Source organism: Citrobacter sp. wls714 (assembly GCF_005281025.1).
GTDB classification, from domain to species: Bacteria; Pseudomonadota; Gammaproteobacteria; order Enterobacterales; family Enterobacteriaceae; genus Citrobacter; species Citrobacter werkmanii.
The window spans coordinates 1-15,147 of the sequence record NZ_SZWZ01000038.1 but is presented as its reverse complement, the minus strand read 5'-3'; the positions used below and the strand labels follow the sequence as shown (position 1 = coordinate 15,147).

General features: G+C 50.3%; 22 protein-coding genes. 16 read left to right on the top strand and 6 right to left on the bottom strand.

Features of this window, described 5'->3' with window-relative positions:
• Positions 1–5: 5 nt before the first annotated feature.
• The 10 genes from secY to FDX11_RS09830 all read left to right on the top strand — a co-directional run bounded on the left by secY (position 6) and on the right by FDX11_RS09830 (position 5,677).
• Positions 6–1,337: a preprotein translocase subunit SecY gene (gene secY, locus FDX11_RS09875; RefSeq protein ID WP_001118864.1), complete on the top strand. Its 1,332-nt coding sequence runs from the start codon at positions 6–8 to the stop codon at positions 1,335–1,337.
• A gap of 30 nt (positions 1,338–1,367) precedes the next feature.
• Positions 1,368–1,484 carry a 50S ribosomal protein L36 gene (rpmJ, locus tag FDX11_RS09870; protein WP_000868187.1) on the top strand — a complete coding sequence of 39 codons (117 nt, stop codon included), beginning with the start codon at positions 1,368–1,370 and terminating at the stop codon, positions 1,482–1,484.
• A gap of 146 nt (positions 1,485–1,630) precedes the next feature.
• Positions 1,631–1,987: a 30S ribosomal protein S13 gene (rpsM, locus tag FDX11_RS09865; RefSeq protein WP_003031135.1), complete on the top strand. Its 357-nt coding sequence runs from the start codon at positions 1,631–1,633 to the stop codon at positions 1,985–1,987.
• A 16-nt stretch (positions 1,988–2,003) separates the two neighbouring features.
• Positions 2,004–2,393 (top strand): 30S ribosomal protein S11, encoded by a 390-nt coding sequence (gene rpsK, locus FDX11_RS09860; protein WP_003031137.1) that lies wholly within the window; start codon positions 2,004–2,006, stop codon positions 2,391–2,393.
• A gap of 33 nt (positions 2,394–2,426) precedes the next feature.
• Positions 2,427–3,047: a 30S ribosomal protein S4 gene (gene rpsD / locus FDX11_RS09855; protein WP_003031138.1), complete on the top strand. Its 621-nt coding sequence runs from the start codon at positions 2,427–2,429 to the stop codon at positions 3,045–3,047.
• Between the two features lie 25 nt (positions 3,048–3,072).
• Positions 3,073–4,062 carry a DNA-directed RNA polymerase subunit alpha gene (gene rpoA / locus FDX11_RS09850; RefSeq protein WP_003031139.1) on the top strand — a complete coding sequence of 330 codons (990 nt, stop codon included), beginning with the start codon at positions 3,073–3,075 and terminating at the stop codon, positions 4,060–4,062.
• A 40-nt stretch (positions 4,063–4,102) separates the two neighbouring features.
• Positions 4,103–4,486, top strand: a complete 384-nt coding sequence (rplQ, locus tag FDX11_RS09845; RefSeq protein WP_001216370.1) for a 50S ribosomal protein L17 — start codon at positions 4,103–4,105, stop codon at positions 4,484–4,486.
• Between the two features lie 107 nt (positions 4,487–4,593).
• Positions 4,594–4,962 (top strand): DUF1992 domain-containing protein, encoded by a 369-nt coding sequence (locus FDX11_RS09840; RefSeq protein WP_038634662.1) that lies wholly within the window; start codon positions 4,594–4,596, stop codon positions 4,960–4,962.
• A gap of 10 nt (positions 4,963–4,972) precedes the next feature.
• Entirely contained in the window at positions 4,973–5,398 is a 426-nt protein-coding gene (zntR, locus tag FDX11_RS09835) for a Zn(2+)-responsive transcriptional regulator (protein WP_042312097.1), read from the top strand.
• A gap of 60 nt (positions 5,399–5,458) precedes the next feature.
• On the top strand, positions 5,459–5,677 hold the full coding sequence (locus FDX11_RS09830) for an alternative ribosome-rescue factor A (protein WP_042312099.1): 219 nt from the start codon (positions 5,459–5,461) through the stop codon (positions 5,675–5,677).
• Here FDX11_RS09830 and mscL read toward each other — a convergent pair.
• From mscL to def, 5 genes are all read right to left on the bottom strand, one after another.
• Complete coding sequence (gene mscL / locus FDX11_RS09825; RefSeq protein ID WP_003031152.1) at positions 5,674–6,087, bottom strand: large-conductance mechanosensitive channel protein MscL; 414 nt, start codon at positions 6,085–6,087, stop codon at positions 5,674–5,676. The genes FDX11_RS09830 and mscL overlap by 4 nt on opposite strands.
• Positions 6,088–6,228: 141 nt before the next feature.
• The gene (trkA, locus tag FDX11_RS09820; RefSeq protein ID WP_006687350.1) at positions 6,229–7,605 is read right to left on the bottom strand and encodes a Trk system potassium transporter TrkA; all 1,377 of its coding nucleotides are present in this window, start codon (positions 7,603–7,605) and stop codon (positions 6,229–6,231) included.
• Between the two features lie 21 nt (positions 7,606–7,626).
• A complete protein-coding gene (gene rsmB, locus FDX11_RS09815; RefSeq protein ID WP_137397838.1) occupies positions 7,627–8,916 on the bottom strand; it encodes a 16S rRNA (cytosine(967)-C(5))-methyltransferase RsmB in 1,290 nt (429 codons plus the stop codon).
• Between the two features lie 51 nt (positions 8,917–8,967).
• The gene (gene fmt / locus FDX11_RS09810; RefSeq protein ID WP_042312102.1) at positions 8,968–9,915 is read right to left on the bottom strand and encodes a methionyl-tRNA formyltransferase; all 948 of its coding nucleotides are present in this window, start codon (positions 9,913–9,915) and stop codon (positions 8,968–8,970) included.
• A gap of 14 nt (positions 9,916–9,929) precedes the next feature.
• Positions 9,930–10,439 carry a peptide deformylase gene (gene def, locus FDX11_RS09805; RefSeq protein ID WP_038634641.1) on the bottom strand — a complete coding sequence of 170 codons (510 nt, stop codon included), beginning with the start codon at positions 10,437–10,439 and terminating at the stop codon, positions 9,930–9,932.
• 129 nt (positions 10,440–10,568) lie between these two features.
• Here def and dprA point away from each other — a divergent pair, with 129 nt between their 5' ends.
• From dprA to FDX11_RS09775, 6 genes are read left to right on the top strand one after another with little or no spacing between them, the layout of a single operon-like run.
• Positions 10,569–11,693 (top strand): DNA-protecting protein DprA, encoded by a 1,125-nt coding sequence (gene dprA, locus FDX11_RS09800; RefSeq protein WP_137397837.1) that lies wholly within the window; start codon positions 10,569–10,571, stop codon positions 11,691–11,693.
• Positions 11,665–12,138 carry a DUF494 family protein Smg gene (gene smg / locus FDX11_RS09795; RefSeq protein WP_038634635.1) on the top strand — a complete coding sequence of 158 codons (474 nt, stop codon included), beginning with the start codon at positions 11,665–11,667 and terminating at the stop codon, positions 12,136–12,138. The genes dprA and smg overlap by 29 nt, the downstream gene beginning before the upstream one ends.
• Before the next feature lie 26 nt (positions 12,139–12,164).
• Positions 12,165–12,707, top strand: coding sequence for a type I DNA topoisomerase (locus FDX11_RS09790; protein ID WP_042312108.1), 543 nt, complete (start codon positions 12,165–12,167; stop codon positions 12,705–12,707).
• A gap of 4 nt (positions 12,708–12,711) precedes the next feature.
• The gene (gene tsaC / locus FDX11_RS09785; RefSeq protein ID WP_042312111.1) at positions 12,712–13,284 is read left to right on the top strand and encodes an L-threonylcarbamoyladenylate synthase type 1 TsaC; all 573 of its coding nucleotides are present in this window, start codon (positions 12,712–12,714) and stop codon (positions 13,282–13,284) included.
• 1 nt (position 13,285) lies between these two features.
• Positions 13,286–14,107: a shikimate dehydrogenase gene (gene aroE, locus FDX11_RS09780; protein WP_137349684.1), complete on the top strand. Its 822-nt coding sequence runs from the start codon at positions 13,286–13,288 to the stop codon at positions 14,105–14,107.
• Positions 14,104–14,361, top strand: a complete 258-nt coding sequence (locus FDX11_RS09775) for a DUF1488 domain-containing protein (protein WP_061381067.1) — start codon at positions 14,104–14,106, stop codon at positions 14,359–14,361. Before aroE ends, FDX11_RS09775 begins: the two co-directional genes overlap by 4 nt.
• Here the strand turns inward: FDX11_RS09775 and FDX11_RS09770 are convergent.
• Positions 14,337–14,891, bottom strand: a complete 555-nt coding sequence (locus tag FDX11_RS09770) for a gamma carbonic anhydrase family protein (RefSeq protein WP_038634622.1) — start codon at positions 14,889–14,891, stop codon at positions 14,337–14,339. The genes FDX11_RS09775 and FDX11_RS09770 overlap by 25 nt on opposite strands.
• Positions 14,892–15,147: the final 256 nt, after the last annotated feature.

Here is a 15,147-nt window from a genome sequence, read left to right as displayed (position 1 = left end):
AGCAGATGGCTAAACAACCGGGATTAGATTTTCAAAGTGCCAAAGGTGGCTTAGGCGAGCTGAAACGCAGACTGCTGTTTGTAATCGGTGCGCTTATTGTGTTCCGTATTGGCTCTTTTATTCCGATCCCTGGTATTGATGCCGCTGTACTTGCCAAACTGCTTGAGCAACAGCGAGGCACCATCATTGAAATGTTCAACATGTTCTCTGGTGGTGCTCTCAGCCGTGCTTCTATCTTTGCTCTGGGGATCATGCCGTATATCTCGGCGTCGATCATTATCCAGCTGCTGACGGTGGTTCACCCAACGCTGGCAGAAATTAAGAAAGAAGGGGAGTCTGGTCGTCGTAAGATCAGCCAGTACACCCGCTACGGTACTCTGGTGCTGGCAATATTCCAGTCGATCGGTATTGCTACCGGTCTGCCGAATATGCCTGGTATGCAGGGCCTGGTAATGAATCCAGGCTTTGCATTCTATTTCACCGCTGTTGTAAGTCTGGTTACAGGGACTATGTTCCTGATGTGGTTGGGCGAACAGATTACTGAACGCGGTATCGGCAACGGTATCTCAATCATTATCTTCGCCGGTATCGTTGCGGGACTCCCGCCAGCCATTGCCCATACTATCGAGCAAGCGCGTCAAGGCGACCTGCACTTCCTCGTGTTGCTGTTGGTTGCAGTATTAGTATTTGCAGTGACGTTCTTTGTTGTATTTGTTGAGCGTGGTCAACGCCGTATTGTGGTAAACTACGCGAAACGTCAGCAAGGTCGTCGTGTCTATGCTGCACAGAGCACACATTTACCGCTGAAAGTGAATATGGCGGGGGTAATCCCGGCAATCTTCGCTTCCAGTATTATTCTGTTCCCGGCGACCATCGCGTCATGGTTCGGGGGCGGGACTGGTTGGAACTGGCTGACAACAATTTCGCTGTATTTGCAGCCTGGGCAACCGCTTTATGTGTTACTCTATGCGTCTGCAATCATATTCTTCTGTTTCTTCTACACGGCGTTGGTTTTCAACCCGCGTGAAACAGCAGATAACCTGAAGAAGTCCGGTGCATTTGTACCAGGAATTCGTCCGGGAGAGCAAACGGCGAAGTATATCGATAAAGTAATGACCCGCCTGACTTTGGTTGGTGCGCTCTACATTACCTTTATCTGCCTGATCCCGGAGTTCATGCGTGATGCAATGAAAGTACCGTTCTACTTTGGTGGGACCTCACTGCTTATCGTTGTTGTCGTGATTATGGACTTTATGGCTCAAGTGCAAACTCTGATGATGTCAAGTCAGTACGAGTCTGCATTGAAGAAGGCGAATCTGAAAGGCTACGGCCGTTAACAGTCGCCCGAGAAGTTACGGAGAGTAAAAATGAAAGTTCGTGCTTCCGTCAAGAAATTATGCCGTAACTGCAAAATCGTTAAGCGTGATGGTGTCATCCGTGTGATTTGCAGTGCCGAGCCGAAGCATAAACAGCGCCAAGGCTGATTTATTCGCATATTTTTCTTGCAAAGTTGGGTTGAGCTGGCTAGATTAGCCAGCCAATCTTTTGTATGTCTGTGCGTTTCCATTTGAGTATCCTGAAAACGGGCTTTTCAGCATGGTGCGTACATATTAAATAGTAGGAGTGCATAGTGGCCCGTATAGCAGGCATTAACATTCCTGATCAGAAACATGCCGTGATCGCATTAACTTCGATCTACGGCGTCGGCAAGACCCGTTCTAAAGCCATTCTGGCTGCAGCGGGTATCGCTGAAGATGTTAAGATCAGTGAGCTGTCTGAAGAACAAATCGACACGCTGCGTGACGAAGTTGCCAAATTTGTCGTTGAAGGTGATCTGCGCCGTGAAGTTAGCATGAGCATCAAGCGCCTTATGGACCTTGGTTGCTATCGCGGTTTGCGTCATCGTCGTGGTCTCCCGGTTCGCGGTCAGCGTACCAAGACCAACGCACGTACCCGTAAGGGTCCGCGCAAACCGATCAAGAAATAATCGGGGTGATTGAATAATGGCAAAGGCACCAATTCGTGCACGTAAACGTGTAAGAAAACAAGTCTCTGACGGCGTGGCTCATATCCATGCTTCTTTTAACAACACCATCGTTACCATTACTGATCGTCAGGGTAACGCACTGGGTTGGGCAACAGCCGGTGGTTCCGGTTTCCGTGGTTCTCGCAAATCCACTCCGTTTGCAGCTCAGGTTGCAGCAGAGCGTTGCGCTGAAGCCGTAAAAGAATACGGTATCAAGAATCTGGAAGTTATGGTCAAAGGACCGGGTCCAGGTCGCGAATCTACTGTTCGTGCTCTGAACGCCGCTGGTTTCCGCATCACTAATATTACTGATGTGACTCCGATCCCTCATAACGGTTGTCGTCCGCCGAAAAAACGTCGCGTATAACGCTGTCGTTTCTAGGATTGTTGGAGAAAGAAAATGGCAAGATATTTGGGTCCTAAGCTCAAGCTGAGCCGTCGTGAGGGCACTGACTTATTCCTTAAGTCTGGCGTTCGCGCGATCGATACCAAGTGTAAAATTGAACAAGCTCCTGGCCAGCACGGTGCGCGTAAACCGCGTCTGTCTGACTATGGTGTGCAGTTGCGTGAAAAGCAAAAAGTTCGCCGTATCTATGGTGTGCTGGAGCGTCAGTTCCGTAACTACTACAAAGAAGCAGCACGTCTGAAAGGCAACACCGGTGAAAACCTGTTGGGTCTGCTGGAAGGTCGTCTGGACAACGTTGTATACCGTATGGGCTTCGGTGCCACTCGTGCAGAAGCACGTCAGCTGGTCAGCCATAAAGCAATTATGGTAAACGGTCGTGTTGTTAACATCGCTTCTTATCAGGTTAGTCCGAATGACGTTGTTAGCATTCGTGAGAAAGCGAAGAAGCAGTCTCGCGTGAAAGCCGCTCTGGAGCTGGCTGAGCAGCGTGAAAAGCCAACCTGGCTGGAAGTTGATGCTGGCAAGATGGAAGGTACGTTCAAGCGTAAGCCGGAGCGTTCTGATCTGTCTGCGGACATTAACGAACACCTGATCGTCGAGCTTTACTCCAAGTAAAGCTTAGTACCAAAGAGAGGACACAATGCAGGGTTCTGTGACAGAGTTTCTAAAACCGCGCCTGGTAGATATCGAGCAAGTGAGTTCGACGCACGCCAAGGTGACCCTTGAGCCTTTAGAGCGTGGCTTTGGCCATACTTTGGGTAACGCACTGCGCCGTATTCTGCTCTCATCGATGCCGGGTTGCGCGGTGACCGAGGTTGAGATTGATGGTGTACTACATGAGTACAGCACCAAAGAAGGCGTTCAGGAAGATATCCTGGAAATCCTGCTCAACCTGAAAGGGCTGGCGGTGAGAGTTCAGGGTAAAGATGACGTTATTCTTACCTTGAATAAATCTGGCATTGGCCCTGTGACTGCAGCCGACATTACCCATGATGGTGATGTCGAAATCGTCAAGCCACAGCACGTGATCTGCCACCTGACCGATGAGAACGCATCTATTAGTATGCGCATCAAAGTTCAGCGCGGTCGTGGTTATGTGCCGGCTTCTACCCGAATTCATTCGGAAGAAGATGAGCGCCCAATCGGCCGTCTGCTGGTCGACGCATGCTACAGCCCTGTAGAGCGTATTGCCTACAATGTTGAAGCAGCGCGTGTAGAACAGCGTACCGACCTGGACAAGCTGGTCATCGAAATGGAAACCAACGGCACAATCGATCCTGAAGAGGCGATTCGTCGTGCGGCAACCATTCTGGCTGAACAACTGGAAGCTTTTGTTGACTTACGTGATGTACGTCAGCCGGAAGTTAAAGAAGAGAAACCAGAATTCGATCCGATCCTGCTGCGCCCTGTTGACGATCTGGAATTGACTGTCCGCTCTGCTAACTGCCTCAAAGCAGAAGCTATCCACTATATCGGTGATCTGGTACAGCGTACTGAGGTTGAGCTTCTTAAGACGCCTAACCTTGGTAAAAAATCTCTTACTGAGATTAAAGACGTGCTGGCTTCCCGTGGACTGTCTCTGGGCATGCGCCTGGAAAACTGGCCACCGGCAAGCATCGCTGACGAGTAACCGGATCACAGGTTAAGGTTTTACTGAGAAGGATAAGGTCATGCGCCATCGTAAGAGTGGTCGTCAACTGAACCGCAACAGCAGCCATCGCCAGGCTATGTTCCGCAATATGGCAGGTTCACTGGTTCGTCATGAAATCATCAAGACGACTCTGCCGAAAGCGAAAGAGCTGCGTCGCGTAGTTGAGCCGCTGATTACTCTTGCCAAGACTGATAGCGTAGCTAATCGTCGTCTGGCATTCGCCCGTACTCGTGATAACGAGATCGTGGCAAAACTGTTTAACGAACTGGGCCCGCGTTTCGCGAGCCGCGCCGGTGGTTACACTCGCATTCTGAAGTGTGGTTTCCGTGCAGGCGACAACGCGCCGATGGCATACATCGAGCTGGTTGATCGTTCAGAGAAAACAGAAGCTGCTGCAGAGTAATCTGTAGTAACGTAAAAAAACCCGCCTCGGCGGGTTTTTTTATATCCGCCCTATCCCCACTTATCTACAATATCTGTACTCTTTTTGTTCATCCCCTGGAGCGTTATATGTGGTTACTGGACCAGTGGGCAGAGCGCCATATTATTGCTGCACAGTCTAAAGGCGAGTTTGATGATTTACCTGGTACAGGCGAACCGCTTACGCTTGATGATGATTCCCATATTCCGCCAGAACTTCGGGCCGGATACCGTTTATTAAAAAATGCAGGTTGTCTTCCACCTGAGCTTGAGCAGCGCAGAGAGGCAATCCAACTGCTTGAAATACTCGCGGGGATCCGCAAAGATGATCCCAGTTATCAGGAAGTCAGTCGTCGGTTGTCGCTACTGGAGCTAAAACTTCGACAAGCTGGACTTAGCACCGAGTTTTTACACGGCGAATACGCAGATAAGCTGCTACAGAAGATCAACGACAAATAGCGGAGAGAGCATGTACCGAATTGGTGAATTAGCGAAGCTGGCTGACGTGACGCCGGATACTATCCGTTACTATGAAAAGCAGCAGATGATGGAGCATGAAGTACGTACAGAAGGCGGGTTTCGTCTCTACACGGAAAGCGATCTTCAGCGTCTTAAATTTATTCGTTATGCCCGGCAGCTTGGTTTTACACTGGAGTCGATTCGCGAACTGCTTTCGATCCGCATAGATCCAGAGCACCATACCTGCCAGGAATCAAAAGGGATCGTTCAGGAAAGATTACAAGAGGTCGAAGCGCGCATAGCGGAGCTTCAGGCGATGCAACGATCGTTACAACGATTAAATGACGCGTGCTGTGGTAAAGCACATAGCAGTGTGTACTGTTCTATTCTTGAAGCACTTGAACAAGGTGCCAGCGGGACAATATCAGACCGTTGATTTTTTGCACGGTCAGGTCTACACTCCCGGCGTAAATTACCCCCACAAACTGGAGAGAGTATGAGCCGTTATCAGCATACCAAAGGACAGATAAAGGACAACGCCATTGAGGCGCTTCTGCATGATCCACTGTTCAGGCAGCGCATTGAGAAAAATAAAAAAGGGAAGGGAAGTTATCTACGTAAAGGTAAACATGGCAATCGGGGAAACTGGGAGGCCAGTGGCAAGAAAGTGAAGCACTTTTTTACCACTGGCCTTTTTGTTTCAATGAACGCTTAAGAGCGGTTGTTCTGTTCTTTCAGCAGGTCACGAATTTCACTTAGTAATACTTCTTCTTTAGATGGTGCAGGGGGCGCCGCTGGCTCCTCAGCTTTTTTACGATTCAATTTATTGATCAGTTTGATTGCCATAAAGATAGCAAACGCAACAATAATGAAATCGAAGACATTCTGAATGAATACGCCGTAATGCATGACTACCGCCGGGATGTCTCCCTGCGCATCACGTAACGTTAAAGCAAACTGTTTAAAATCAATCCCACCAATTAACAACCCCAGTGGCGGCATGATGATATCGGCAACCAGTGATGAAACGATCTTACCAAATGCCGCACCAATAATGACACCCACTGCCAAATCGACAACATTCCCGCGCATCGCGAATTCGCGAAACTCTTTAATAATGCTCATTTTATTCTCCCTATGCAGCTGACGTTTATAAGTTTAACAAATGTTTAGGCAATTTCCATTTATGTATTGCGGAAAGGAAAAATTATTAGGCCCTGATAAATAAAGGGAAATAAAAAGGGCGCTATATTAGCGCCCAAATTATTACAGGAAGAAGGGGCTTGGCTGGAATAAGCGCTCGACGTCGGTAATAAACTTTTTATCTGTCAGGAACATAATAACGTGATCGCCCTGTTCAATACGCAGGTTGTCATTGGCAATCATCACATCATTACCCCGTACAACGGCGCCAATAATGGTGCCAGGCGGAAGTTTAATTTCATCAATCGAGCGACCTACCACCCGAGATGTTGTCTCATCACCGTGTGCGACGGCTTCAATGGCTTCCGCTACGCCGCGGCGTAGTGATGAAACACCAACAATATCAGCTTTACGCACATGGCTCAGGAGTGCGGAGATGGTCGCCTGCTGCGGTGAAATCGCAATATCGATCACGCTGCCCTGTACCAGATCGACGTACGCTCTGCGTTGGATTAGCACCATCACTTTCTTGGCGCCCATTCGTTTAGCCAGCATCGCCGACATGATGTTAGCTTCATCGTCGTTGGTCACCGCAATGAACAGATCAACCTGATCGATATGTTCTTCCGCCAGCAGCTCTTGATCCGAAGCATCGCCAAAAAAGACGATCGTATTTTGCAATTTCTCTGCAAGCTCCGATGCGCGCTGCTGATTACGCTCGATCAGTTTGACGCTGTAATCTTTTTCCAGACGCCGCGCGAGCCCCGCACCGATGTTACCGCCACCGACTAACATAATGCGTTTGTACGGCTTTTCCAGACGCTGTAGCTCGCTCATGACGGCGCGAATGTGCTGTGATGCCGCGATAAAGAAAACCTCATCACCCGCTTCAACGATGGTAGAGCCCTGCGGGCGAATTGGCCTGTCATGACGGAATATTGCCGCAACGCGGGTATCGATATGCGGCATGTGATCGCGCATTGTCGACAACGCATTACCGATTAGCGGTCCGCCGTAATAAGCTTTCACGACCGCCAGACTGACTTTGCCCTCGGCAAAATTCACGACCTGCAATGCGCCCGGATATTCAATCAGGCGATAAATGCTATCGATAACCAGTTGCTCAGGCGCAATCAGATGATCGATAGGGACAGCATCGGATTGGAATAGCTTGTCCGCATCGCGAACATAATCCGGTGAACGAATACGGGCGATACGGTTAGGCGTATTAAACAGGGAATAAGCTACCTGGCAGGCAACCATATTTGTTTCATCTGAGCTGGTTACGGCAACCAGCATATCGGCATCGTCGGCACCAGCCTCACGCAATACACGGGGATGTGAACCATGTCCTTGCACGACGCGGAGATCGAACTTGTCCTGCAAGCTGCGCAGGCGCTCACCATTGGTATCGACTACCGTGATATCGTTGTTCTCTCCGACCAGGTTTTCAGCCAGCGTACCGCCAACTTGCCCTGCGCCAAGAATGATAATTTTCATCAGTCGCGACCCGTTATCTCATCACTTTTTGATTAGCTTAGCGTAAAAGAAGCCGTCGCCATCTTCTGCACCCGGTAAATTCTGACGTCCTGGCTGCTCTGGCGTACCGGTTTCGCTTAACACCGCATCCGGTGTGCGTGCAAGGAACGCGGCGATCTGCTGTTGGTTTTCTTCTGGCAGAATAGAACAGGTTGCATAGACTAGCGTGCCGCCCGGCTTAAGGTGTGTCCAGGTTGCGTTGAGGATCTCCGCCTGAGACTGAGCGAGTTCGGCAATATCGCGATCGCGACGCAGCCATTTGATATCCGGATGGCGACGGATCACACCAGTGGCAGAACATGGAGCGTCCAGCAAAATACGGTCAAACTGTTGCTCACCGCACCACTGCTGCGGATAGCGACCATCACCCTGCTTCACGGTTGCTTTCATACCCAGGCGTTTCAGGTTGTCATACACGCGAGACAGGCGTTTATCGTCGACATCGACTGCCATCACGTTCGCATCTGGCGCGACCTCCAGAATGTGGGTGGTCTTGCCGCCGGGAGCGCAACATAAATCAAGGATCTGCTCTCCGTTTTGTGGCTGCAGATAGCTGACGCAACCCTGGGCAGAGGCATCCTGAACGGTGACCCAACCTTGCTCAAAACCTGGCAGGGCGAGCACGGGGGCTGGTGTTTCCAGACGGACCGCATCCGGGTAATCCGGATGAGGGAAACCGGTCAATCCTGCTTCGGCGAGTAGTTCCAGCCAGGCGTCGCGCGTATGGTGGTTGCGATTAACACGGAGCCACATTGGCGGGCGTTGGTTATTAGCCTCAAGGATGGCTTCCCACTGCTGTGGATAAGCGGCTTTAATACGTTTTACCAGCCAGGAGGGGTGTAAGAAACGTAGATCGCTTTGTGCGAACTCGGTCAGTAGTTCTTCCTGACGGCGCTGGAACTGGCGTAATACGCCATTGATCAGCCCTTTCAACTGCGGACGCTTAATCACCACCGCACCTTCTACGGTTTCGGCCAGCGCAGCATGGGGTGGGATACGGGTATGCAGCAGTTGGTAGAAGCCCACCATGATCAGGTAGTGAACGGTACGCTGTTTGCCCGTCATCGGACGTTCCATCAGTTGCTGGATCATCCACTCCAGTTGCGAGAGTGTGCGCAATACGCCGAAGCAAAGCTCTTGCAACAGCGCTTTATCTTTATCGGCAACTTTTTGCTGCTTGGCGGGCAGCACGTTGCTTAATGATTGCCCCTTTTCGACAACCTGCTCGACGGTCTGGGCCGCCATACTGCGTAAATTAAGATGTTTTTTCATAAGTGCGAAAATAAAAATGCCCGGTAACACCGGGCTTAAAGAGATGAACCGTCAGGCCAGACGGTTTCCGGGCACAAACCACTCCCGGCGCGAATTAAGCAGATCCTGCGCACTCATGGCTTTTTTGCCTGCAGGCTGCAAAGAGACGAGATTCAGGATGCCGTCGCCTGTTGCAACCTGGATACCCTGGCGGGTCGCTTCCAGAATTGTGCCTGGTTCAGCGTTAGCGGGCGTATCTATCACCGTCGCCTGCCAAATTTTTACTGGTTGCTCGTCGATGACGATATAGCTCATTGGCCACGGGTTAAAGGCACGGATGCAGCGCTCCAACTGAGCGGCCGAAAGTGACCAGTCGATACGGGCCTCTTCTTTACTGAGTTTCTCTGCATGCGTAACCAGTGATTCATCTTGTACCACGGGTTTTATCGTGCCAGCAGCCAGCTGTTTTAGCGTTTCAATCAGCCCCTGAGGCCCCAGGTCTGCCAGCTTGTCGTATAACGAACCGCTGGTATCCTCTGCCGTAATCGGGCATGAGAGCTTAAGCAGCATATCACCGGTGTCGAGACCAACATCCATTTGCATGATGGTAACACCCGTTTCGCTATCGCCAGCCCACAGTGAACGTTGAATCGGTGCTGCGCCACGCCAGCGTGGAAGCAGGGAACCGTGAACGTTGATACAACCCAGGCGCGGCATTTCCAGCACGGCTTTTGGCAGAATCAGTCCATATGCCACTACCACCATCACGTCTGCGTGTAAATCAGCAACCAACTGTTGGTTTTCCTGAGGGCGAAGAGAGACGGGCTGGAAAACCGGTATCCCTTTTTCTTCTGCTAACACTTTTACCGGGCTGGGCATCAGCTTTTTACCGCGTCCCGCAGGGCGGTCCGGTTGGGTAAACACGCCAACGACGTTATGTCCAGAAGACAACAGCGCGTCAAGGTGACGCGCTGCAAAGTCAGGTGTACCCGCAAAAATAATACGTAGTGAGTCTGACACGTTGATTCTTATCCTTAAGCTCGGGCGTTCAGGCGGTCGAGTTTTTCAACTTTCTGACGAATACGTTGTTGCTTCAACGGAGACAGATAATCGATAAACAGTTTACCGACCAGATGATCCATTTCATGTTGAATGCAGATAGCGAGCAGGCCATCGGCTTCCAGTTCAAAAGATTTACCGTCGCGATTGAGCGCACGAATTTTTACTTTCTCAGCACGTGGTACTAACGCACGCTGTTCGGGGATAGACAGGCAACCTTCTTCAATGCCGGTTTCGCCATCTTTCTCCAGCAGCTCCGGGTTGATTAAAACCAACTGCTCGTCGCGATTTTCAGAGACATCAATAACAATGATGCGCTGATGGATGTCGACCTGTGTTGCCGCCAGACCGATACCCTCTTCGGCGTACATCGTTTCGAACATATCATCAACGATACGCTGAATTTCTGCATTCACTTCTTCAACCGGTTTTGCGACTTTGCGAAGGCGCTCGTCCGGAATATGTAACACTTGCAAAACTGACATAGTTATCCAGAGTTGTGTTCAGGAGTTGAAAAGATTATTACCTCTATTCTAGACAAAACCCCCTCTGATTGACAGCATCAGTGACCAATCGCAAAGATTGCCAGGACTGCTTGTGGCAGGGGAGCAGGGATGACCCAAATTGAAATTTGGCTACGTTTAGCGCAAGTGAATGAACTGTATGGTGATGAGATGGTGCGCCTTGCCCACTGGCTCAATGCCCAACCCTGTATTAACAACACGATACTCCAGCACGCAGGATTATCTTCCCGCCAGGCCATGCGCTTTTTAACCTTTTCAGAGCCGTTACTGGAAAAAACGCTGCGTTGGTTGGAGCAGCCGAACCACCATTTAGTGGTTGCCGACAGCAAGCATTATCCGCCCCAACTGCGCGCGATTGAAGATTATCCTGGGGTGCTTTTCGTTGCCGGTACTCCCGCATGCCTGCATTCATTTCAGGTTGCCGTCGTCGGTAGTCGCCAGCATTCATGGTATGGCGAACGTTGGGGGCGATTATTTTGCGAAAAGCTTGCCGCGTTTGGGGTGACGATAACCAGTGGGCTGGCCCGAGGGATTGATGGCGTAGCGCATAATGCGGCGATAAACCGACAAGGCACGAGTATTGCGGTGCTGGGAAATGGGCTTGAGACCATTCATCCACGACAGCATGTTCGTCTCGCTGAACGTCTGATTGAGTCCGGCGGCGCATTAGTGTCTGAGTTCCCATTAGATACGTTCCCGCTGCCGCGCAATTTTCCCCGACGAAATCGTATTATCAGTGGTCTAAGTAAAGGTGTCCTGGTCGTTGAGGCCGCGCAGCGCAGCGGTTCATTGGTCACAGCACGCTGTGCGCTGGAACAAGGACGGGAGGTTTTTGCTTTGCCCGGACCGATTGGGAGTCCGGGAAGTGAAGGTCCACATTGGCTTATTCAGCAGGGAGCCACACTTGTGACCGCACCAGAGGAAATTCTGGAAAATTTGCAATATGGGCTGCAATGGTTGCCAGATGAACCTGAAAAATCAATTTATTCGCCAGATCACGAAGAGGTGGCATTGCCATTTCCTGAGCTCCTGGCTAACGTAGGAGATGAGGTAACACCTGTTGACGTCGTCGCTGAACGTGCCGGCCAACCTGTGCCAGAGGTAGTGGCTCAACTACTCGAACTGGAGTTAGCAGGATGGATCGCAGCTGTACCCGGCGGCTATGTCCGATTGAGGAGGGCATGCCATGTTCGACGTACTAATGTATTTGTTTGAGACATATATCCATAACGAAGCTGAGCTGCGTGTGGATCAGGACAAACTGGAACGGGATCTTACCGACGCTGGTTTTGATCGTGAAGACATCTACAACGCGTTACTGTGGCTGGAAAAGCTTGCTGATTATCAGGATGGCCTTGCCGAACCTATGCAGCTGGCGTCTGACCCTCTTTCTCTGCGTATTTATACTGCAGAAGAATGTGAACGACTGGATGCGAGCTGTCGCGGATTCTTGCTATTCCTGGAGCAGATTCAGGTGCTAAACCTCGAAACGCGAGAAATGGTCATTGAGCGCGTACTCGCGCTGGATACGGCAGAGTTTGATCTGGAAGACCTGAAGTGGGTAATCCTGATGGTGCTATTCAACATTCCGGGTTGTGAAAATGCCTATCAGCAAATGGAAGAATTACTCTTTGAAGTGAATGAAGGTATGCTGCATTAATCAATCTTCATTCAGTATGAGTTGTTATGGCTAAATCAGCACTGTTTACGGTGCGTAAAAACGAGCCCTGCCCACAATGCGGGGCCGAACTGGTTATTCGCTCCGGGAAACACGGTCCGTTTCTCGGTTGTTCACACTATCCAGATTGCGATTATGTCCGTCCGCTGAAATCATCGGCGGACGGACATATTGTCAAAGTTCTGGAGGGTAAGTTTTGCCCTGCATGTGGCGCTGAGTTGGTGCTGCGACAGGGGCGATTCGGTATGTTTATCGGATGCAGTGACTACCCTGCGTGCGATCACACCGAGCTTATCGACAAGCCTGATGAAACAGCAATAGTCTGTCCTCAATGCCAGACTGGTCACCTGGTCCAGCGGCGTTCACGTTATGGCAAAACTTTTTACTCCTGCGATCGCTATCCGGAGTGCCAGTTTGTCATTAACTTCAAACCGTTAGCCGGAGAATGTCCAGAGTGTCATTATCCGCTACTCATCGAAAAGAAAACCGCGCAGGGTGTGAAGCATTTCTGTGCCAGTAAACAATGTGGAAAGCCGATTTCGGCGGAATAAAAAAGTGAATAATAACCTGCCCACAGGCCCTATCGCTGCTGCAATAGAGGTACTGAACCAAGAGAAAGTCATCGCCTATCCAACAGAAGCTGTATTTGGTGTCGGCTGCGATCCCGACAGCGAAACGGCAGTAAGTCGTTTGTTGGAACTAAAACAACGCCCGGTCGAGAAAGGCCTAATTTTGATTGCGGCTAACTTTGAGCAACTTAAGCCCTATATTGACGATAGCTCGCTTACTGATGCTCAACGCGAGGCTATCTTCGCTCGCTGGCCGGGTCCTGTCACCTTCGTTTTCCCGGCACTTGCGTCTACACCTCGTTGGTTGACCGGTCGTTTTGATTCGCTGGCCGTGCGTGTCACAGATCATCCGCTGGTGGTTGCACTGTGCCAGGCTTATGGCAAACCTATAGTTTCCACCAGTGCAAATTTGAGTGGCTTACCGCCTTGCCGAACGGTAGAGGAAGTCCGCGCGCAGTTTGGTACAGACTTTCCCGTTGTTGAAGGAGAGACCGGAGGGCGTTTGAATCCTTCGGAGATCCGTGATGCACTGACGGGTGAACAGTTTCGACAGGGGTAATATGAAAGAAGCCTATGCTGTTTTTGGTAATCCGATAGCGCACAGTAAATCGCCTTTTATTCATCAGCAATTTGCAGAGCAGCTGAAGATTGATTACTCCTATGGACGTGTACTGGCGCCGATCAATGACTTTGCGAATTCGCTGAACGCCTTTTTTGCTGAGGGGGGTAAGGGAGCAAATGTCACCGTTCCTTTTAAAGAAGAGGCGTTTGCGCGTGCCGATGAATTAACAGACCGGGCATCGCTAGCTGGAGCAGTTAACACCCTTAAACGGCTGGAGGATGGACGTTTGCTGGGAGATAACACGGATGGTATCGGTTTATTAAGCGATCTTGAGCGTTTATCTTTCATTCGTCCCGGATCGCGAATTCTGCTGATTGGTGCGGGCGGTGCATCCCGTGGGGTATTGCTACCTCTTCTTTCAATGGATTGTGCGGTAACCATTGTTAATCGTACGGCCTCCCGCGCTGAAGAACTGGCACAGCTCTTCTCTCATACCGGTAGCGTGCAGGCAGTGGAAATGGACGAACTTGATAATCACCGCTTTGATCTGATTATTAACGCGACGTCCAGCGGTATTAGCGGTGAGGTCCCGTCTATTCCGGCATCTCTTATCCATCCCTCCGCCTACTGCTACGACATGTTTTATCAGAAAGGGAATACGCCGTTCCTTTCCTGGTGTGAAAAGCATGGGGCGAAACAGTATGCCGATGGTCTGGGGATGCTGGTGGGACAAGCTGCACATGCTGTTTTGCTCTGGCATGGCGTTTTACCCCAGATTGAGCCGGTCATTAAAAGCATGCAACAGGAATTGTCGGCATGAATCAGGCGATCCAGTTTCCCGATCGAGAAGAATGGCGGACGGATGTAAATGCCATTGTTTTCCCTGCAATGGTTCATGGGATGCAGTTAACATGTGCCATATCGGGAAAGATGTTGGCGTCCCGCTTTGGCGGTGAGACGCCTGAACAGTGGCTGGAAACCTTTCGATTACATCGCTGGGACCTGGAAGAAGAGGCCGAAGCATTGATCCAGGACCAGCAGGAAGACGCTCAGGGTTGGGTGTGGTTACTCTGACTTAAATACTCATCTTTCCACTTAACATAGTTGTTAGCTGAGTATTGCAAGCCTGCTTTCTCTTCATCACTCAATGGACGGATCTGCTTAACCGGGCTTCCCAGGTACAGATATCCACTCTCCAGGCGTTTGTTTTGCGGAACCAGGCTTCCCGCCCCAATCATAACGTCGTCTTCAACAACGACACCGTCCAACAGAATCGATCCCATGCCGACTAATACGCGGTTACCAATGGTACAACCGTGCAGCATGACTTTATGACCAACTGTGACATCTTCACCTACGATCAGCGGATTACCCTGTGGATTGGATGTAGATTTATGCGTGACATGTAGAACGCTGCCGTCCTGAATGTTTGTACGCGCACCGATTTGCACGTAGTTCACATCGCCACGGATCGCGACCAGTGGCCAAATTCCGACATCATCAGCCAAACGGGCATCACCAATGACGACGCTACTGGTGTCGATCATCACGCGTTTTCCGATCTGTGGGAAAAGATCCTTATAAGGGCGCAGTACATCAGACATGTTTACCTCAGCGAAAATAGAGCGGTAATGAAGACTTTGGTTGGATTATCGAGACTGTGCAAGTGATTTATCTATCAAAAATCAGCCAAATTGCGCAGGAATATAGCGAAAGGGGTGAAAAACAAGCATTCAGCAAAAAAGATCCAAAAAACACTTGTGCTAAAAAATGGGATCCCTATAATGCGCCTCCATCGACACGGTGGATGTGAATCACTTCACGCAAACAGCCGGTCGGTTGAAGAGAAAAACCTGAAAA

Excerpts from the sequence above, each read along its gene's own strand:
- trkA (WP_006687350.1), bottom strand. The coding sequence starts at position 7,605 with ATGAAAATTATCATTCTTGGCGCAGGGCAAGTTGGCGGTACGCTGGCT.
- smg (WP_038634635.1), top strand. The coding sequence starts at position 11,665 with ATGTTCGACGTACTAATGTATTTGTTTGAGACATATATCCATAACGAA.
- FDX11_RS09830 (WP_042312099.1), top strand. The coding sequence starts at position 5,459 with ATGAGCCGTTATCAGCATACCAAAGGACAGATAAAGGACAACGCCATT.
- secY (WP_001118864.1), top strand. The coding sequence starts at position 6 with ATGGCTAAACAACCGGGATTAGATTTTCAAAGTGCCAAAGGTGGCTTA.
- rpsD (WP_003031138.1), top strand. The coding sequence starts at position 2,427 with ATGGCAAGATATTTGGGTCCTAAGCTCAAGCTGAGCCGTCGTGAGGGC.
- rplQ (WP_001216370.1), top strand. The coding sequence starts at position 4,103 with ATGCGCCATCGTAAGAGTGGTCGTCAACTGAACCGCAACAGCAGCCAT.
- mscL (WP_003031152.1), bottom strand. The coding sequence starts at position 6,087 with ATGAGCATTATTAAAGAGTTTCGCGAATTCGCGATGCGCGGGAATGTT.
- dprA (WP_137397837.1), top strand. The coding sequence starts at position 10,569 with ATGACCCAAATTGAAATTTGGCTACGTTTAGCGCAAGTGAATGAACTG.
- rsmB (WP_137397838.1), bottom strand. The coding sequence starts at position 8,916 with ATGAAAAAACATCTTAATTTACGCAGTATGGCGGCCCAGACCGTCGAG.
- FDX11_RS09790 (WP_042312108.1), top strand. The coding sequence starts at position 12,165 with ATGGCTAAATCAGCACTGTTTACGGTGCGTAAAAACGAGCCCTGCCCA.
- rpoA (WP_003031139.1), top strand. The coding sequence starts at position 3,073 with ATGCAGGGTTCTGTGACAGAGTTTCTAAAACCGCGCCTGGTAGATATC.
- rpmJ (WP_000868187.1), top strand. The coding sequence starts at position 1,368 with ATGAAAGTTCGTGCTTCCGTCAAGAAATTATGCCGTAACTGCAAAATC.
- FDX11_RS09775 (WP_061381067.1), top strand. The coding sequence starts at position 14,104 with ATGAATCAGGCGATCCAGTTTCCCGATCGAGAAGAATGGCGGACGGAT.
- FDX11_RS09840 (WP_038634662.1), top strand. The coding sequence starts at position 4,594 with ATGTGGTTACTGGACCAGTGGGCAGAGCGCCATATTATTGCTGCACAG.
- rpsK (WP_003031137.1), top strand. The coding sequence starts at position 2,004 with ATGGCAAAGGCACCAATTCGTGCACGTAAACGTGTAAGAAAACAAGTC.
- FDX11_RS09770 (WP_038634622.1), bottom strand. The coding sequence starts at position 14,891 with ATGTCTGATGTACTGCGCCCTTATAAGGATCTTTTCCCACAGATCGGA.
- aroE (WP_137349684.1), top strand. The coding sequence starts at position 13,286 with ATGAAAGAAGCCTATGCTGTTTTTGGTAATCCGATAGCGCACAGTAAA.
- zntR (WP_042312097.1), top strand. The coding sequence starts at position 4,973 with ATGTACCGAATTGGTGAATTAGCGAAGCTGGCTGACGTGACGCCGGAT.
- def (WP_038634641.1), bottom strand. The coding sequence starts at position 10,439 with ATGTCAGTTTTGCAAGTGTTACATATTCCGGACGAGCGCCTTCGCAAA.